Consider the following 3,930-nt stretch of genomic DNA (forward strand, 5'->3'; position numbering starts at 1 on the left):
TGACGGCACAGCGCATGCGCGATTCCTGCCGGGCGTCGGATCTGTGCGTGCGCCTGGGCGGCGACGAGTTCGTCATGATCCTCGGCGGCGCCGGCGGCACCGAAGACATCAATATGCTGGCGCGACGCATCCTGGCACATATCAACGAGCCGATCGTCTTCCAGGGCACGACCATTCTCCCAGGCGCCAGCGCCGGCATCGCGGTCTATCCGATCGACGCCGACAATGCCGGGGATTTGCTGGTCCACGCCGATCTGGCGCTTTACTCCGCCAAGAGGCTTGGCGGCGGCAACTTCTCCTTCTTCTCCGAGGAGCTGCGCCGCGAACTCGACTATCGCAAGCAGCTCGAGCACGACATCAAGGTTGCCATCGCCGAGCGGGCGTTCCAGGTCTATTTCCAGCCGCAGGTCTCACTGACCCACGGCACGATCAGCGGCATCGAGGCGCTGGTGCGCTGGAACCATGCGGAGCGCGGCATGATCCCGCCCGGCGAGTTCATTCCGGTCGCCGAGAAATGCGGCTTCATGCCCGAGATCGGCCGCATCGTCATCACCAAGGCGATCAACGAGGCGGCCGAATGGAACCGCGCCGGCATTGCCTTCGGACGGCTTGCCGTCAATGTTTCCGGCACCGAGCTGCGCGAACACGATTTCGATGCGTTCTTGTTCGAGACGCTGGAAAAGGCCGGGCTGCCGCCGCAGAAACTGTCGCTGGAAATCGTCGAATCCGTCATCCTCGATGACGAAAAGACGGGTATCGCGGCCAAGCTGCGGCACATCCGGGCAGCCGGCGTCCATCTCGAACTCGATGATTTCGGCACCGGCTATGCTTCGCTCAGCCATGTCAACCCGAACGAGATCGACCGGCTGAAGATCGATCGCCGCTTCGTCCAGAACATCCATGAGAATGGCGACAACTCGAAGATCGTCCGCGCCATCACCGAGCTGGCGCGTGGCCTTGGCATCTCGATCGTCGCAGAGGGCGCCGAAACCGAGGCCGAGCTCAATTCGCTGATGGCGATCGGCTGCGACCAGGTGCAGGGCTACTCCATCGCCTTCCCGATGCCGCACGACAAGGCGCTGGAATGGCTGACCGCCCGCATGCCCAAGAAGGCCAAGCTGACGGTGCTGCAAGGAAGCCTGGCATAGGTTTGCCTTTTTGTTTGCGCATGTCGTTATCCCAAAACCGCTGCGCACTTTTGGGCGACATGCACCGGCTCGCCTTGACAAGCCGTTGTGGACATGGCGGCCTTGTCGTGATCGCAACCGGATATCGGGGCTGATGACACCGTTTCGGTTTGTGCTGGCGGCGGTTTTGATTTTTGCGGTTCCCGCCCAAGGGGCCGATCGCATAATATATCTTACCTTCGACGATGGGCCGCTGAACGGCACAAGCAACATCCTCGATGTGCTGGAAGCCGAGCAGGTTCCTGCAACCCTATTCATGGTCGGCATGCACGCACAGGCTAGCGCCGCCAACAGAGCGCTCGTCCAGCGCGCCAGGCAGCTTCCTCTGGTGACGCTCGGCAACCACAGCTACAGCCATGCCTACAATCACTACCGGCATTTCTACGGCGACACCGAAGGTGTCGTCGCCGACATGGTAAGGGCAAACGCGGTGCTCGGGTTGAAGCCCGTGGTGCATGCAAGGCTACCGGGGCGCGACGTGTTCAGGCTGCCCTCCATGTCGAAGAACGACACCTCGCTTGGGCTCGCCCAGGAGGGGCGTGAAGAGCCCGACTACGAGTTTGTCGCTGCCTCAGGCTTCTATCTCTACGGCTGGGACCATGAATGGGTGCACAAGGACAACGGCGAGCCGGTGCAGAGCGTTGACCATCTGGTCAGCGAGATCGATCACCTGTTCGGCTATGGCCGCTTCGTCAAGCCCGGCAAGCTGATCCTGCTGATGCATGACGAGATGTTCCAGGACAGTTTCGACGGCAAGATGAAGCTGACCAATTTGATCACCGCATTGAAGCTGCGCCACTACACCTTTGGGACAATCCAGGGCTACGACGACTGAGGCGACAAGGACGGCCAGTTCTCAGCGGGTTGCGCATCGACACGCCAATCTGTCGCGGGATCAGCGAGGTGTCAAAGCACCTCGACTGATTCGCCGCGTAACTTGTGGCGGCGCAATTTGATGTATGTGCGTAAATTTGGCGTAATCTGAAAGCCAATCAGCTTCGTCTCCTGGAGGGGAGCAGCCCACGCCATCGTCTCGTAGCGGGCACCGTAACCTTCGATGGTGACGGCAAGATTTTCGCGGCCCAGATACCTCGCCAGAGTGGCACAGGCAGCAACCCTCGATCGTATGGACTGACCGTATTTGGGCGCAAACGCCAATCCTCCGTCCGCCAGGTCATCCACCTCATGGGCAAGCACCAGGAACAAGATGTCCTCGTCGCCGGCCGGCACGCCGGCATCCACAAGGCGCTCGGGGTCTCCGGTATCGAATTTCAGTCCGACCAGGCGGGCGACAAGACCTTCAACCCGGGGACCGATTGTTTGCTCCAGCCATCTGCGGTGTGCATCGGTGCGCCTGCTGGACTTTCCGTCCGGATAGTGGCCGCTGTCGTAGGCAGCGTGAAACATCGCGGCCAGGACAAGATCGACGCTTTTATCGAAATGCGCGGCCGATGACGCAGCTCCCACCGCATGGCAGATGAACGGCCGTCCTGTCTTGCGGTAGCGGCCGTTGAACATCGCGCAACACACACGATACGCCTTTTGCACCCGGGCGATATCGGCAACCGAATATCCATTCTCGTATAGCTGCATGTAGAGCGCCGTATTGGTCTGGCGCGGAACGAACGGATCTTTCTTGGTCAACTTGTCCCCCCGGACTTTGTTAGGTTTTCGTCAACTTTTCTCGGCAGAAGACGCACTGCTTCGCGATTTCCCTGCAGACTTGCAGTAGAATGAAACTGATCCCAAGCGTTTGGATCACCCTAGATCGTTACAAGTACGACAGGGAAAGTCCAGTCTAGGGGCTCTTGCAGGAAGCTTCGGCCGCGCGCTACGATCCTGGCGATAGCTAATTTCAGATTCGCAAGCCGAACCTGATGCCGTCATAGATGGCGGCATGAATGTTGCGCGAGGCGACCGCGTCGCCGATGCGGAACAGAACAAAGCCGCCTTCTGGATTGCGCTTGGGAAAGATGTCGCCACCGCTCACCAGACGCTCGTAGTCGACCGCGCCGCCATTCTTCGACAGCGGCTTCAGCAAGAGGTATAGATCGTCGAGCGGTAGCGTACCGTGCTCGACCACCACCTGGTCGACCCTGCGCTCGCCGCGCCAGCCATCGGCGAAATCCGAAGCCAGCTCTGCGATCAGCTGGTTGCCCTCACGCCGCACCGAACGCAGCCGCGTGTTGATGGTGATGGTGACGCCCTTTTCCTGGAAGGCCCTGATATAGGGCACATGGTTCATGCCGCCCATTTCCGGGGCAAAGAAACGCTCCGGCGATACAAGCTCGAGTTTCGAGCCGGCATTGGCGATCAGTTCGGCGGCGCCCATGCCCTGATGGCCGCCATTGTCGTCATAGAGCAGCACATTTTCGGCCGGCTTGACGCTGCCGGCCATGATGTCCCAACTCGAGGTGACAAGGTTGTCGCCTGATGTCAGCGGCGGGTTCTGCGGCAGGCCGCCGGTAGCGACCACCACCACATCGGGCGACAGCGCCAGGACATCGTCTTTTTCCGCCCAGGTGTCGTAGCGGATCTCGACGCCGAGCCGGTCGAGTTCGGCCAGCCGCCAGTCGATGATGCCGATCAGCTCCTTGCGGCGCGGGTTCTGCGTCGCCAATCGCACCTGGCCGCCGGCCTGGCTCGATGCTTCAAGCACCATCACCTTGTGGCCGCGCTCAGCCGCGACCCGCGCAATCTCCAGTCCGCCGGCGCCGGCTCCGACGACCACGATTTTCTGCTT

4 protein-coding genes are annotated in these 3,930 nt (G+C 60.9%); 2 read left to right on the forward strand and 2 right to left on the reverse strand.

Annotation, left to right across the window (positions count from 1 at the left end; genetic code table 11):
* The coding region (locus EN984_RS25530) for a bifunctional diguanylate cyclase/phosphodiesterase (RefSeq protein ID WP_164765641.1) at nucleotides 1–1,148 on the forward strand (1,148 nt) is incomplete at its 5' end.
* 133 nt (nucleotides 1,149–1,281) lie between these two features.
* Entirely contained in the window at nucleotides 1,282–2,022 is a 741-nt protein-coding gene (locus tag EN984_RS25535; RefSeq protein WP_127270105.1) for a polysaccharide deacetylase family protein, read from the forward strand.
* 71 nt (nucleotides 2,023–2,093) lie between these two features.
* Here EN984_RS25535 and EN984_RS25540 read toward each other — a convergent pair whose 3' ends face one another.
* Together EN984_RS25540 and EN984_RS25545 are read right to left on the reverse strand one after the other, a co-directional pair.
* Entirely contained in the window at nucleotides 2,094–2,831 is a 738-nt protein-coding gene (locus EN984_RS25540; protein WP_127270107.1) for a hypothetical protein, read from the reverse strand.
* A 211-nt stretch (nucleotides 2,832–3,042) separates the two neighbouring features.
* On the reverse strand, nucleotides 3,043–3,930 hold an 888-nt coding region (locus tag EN984_RS25545), incomplete at its 5' end, for an FAD/NAD(P)-binding oxidoreductase (RefSeq protein WP_127384036.1).

Origin of the sequence: Mesorhizobium sp. M7A.F.Ca.CA.004.12.1.1, assembly GCF_003997835.1 — a bacterium.
In the GTDB taxonomy this organism is placed as follows: domain Bacteria; phylum Pseudomonadota; class Alphaproteobacteria; order Rhizobiales; family Rhizobiaceae; genus Mesorhizobium.

Excerpts from the sequence above, each read along its gene's own strand:
- EN984_RS25535 (WP_127270105.1), top strand. The coding sequence starts at position 1,282 with ATGACACCGTTTCGGTTTGTGCTGGCGGCGGTTTTGATTTTTGCGGTT.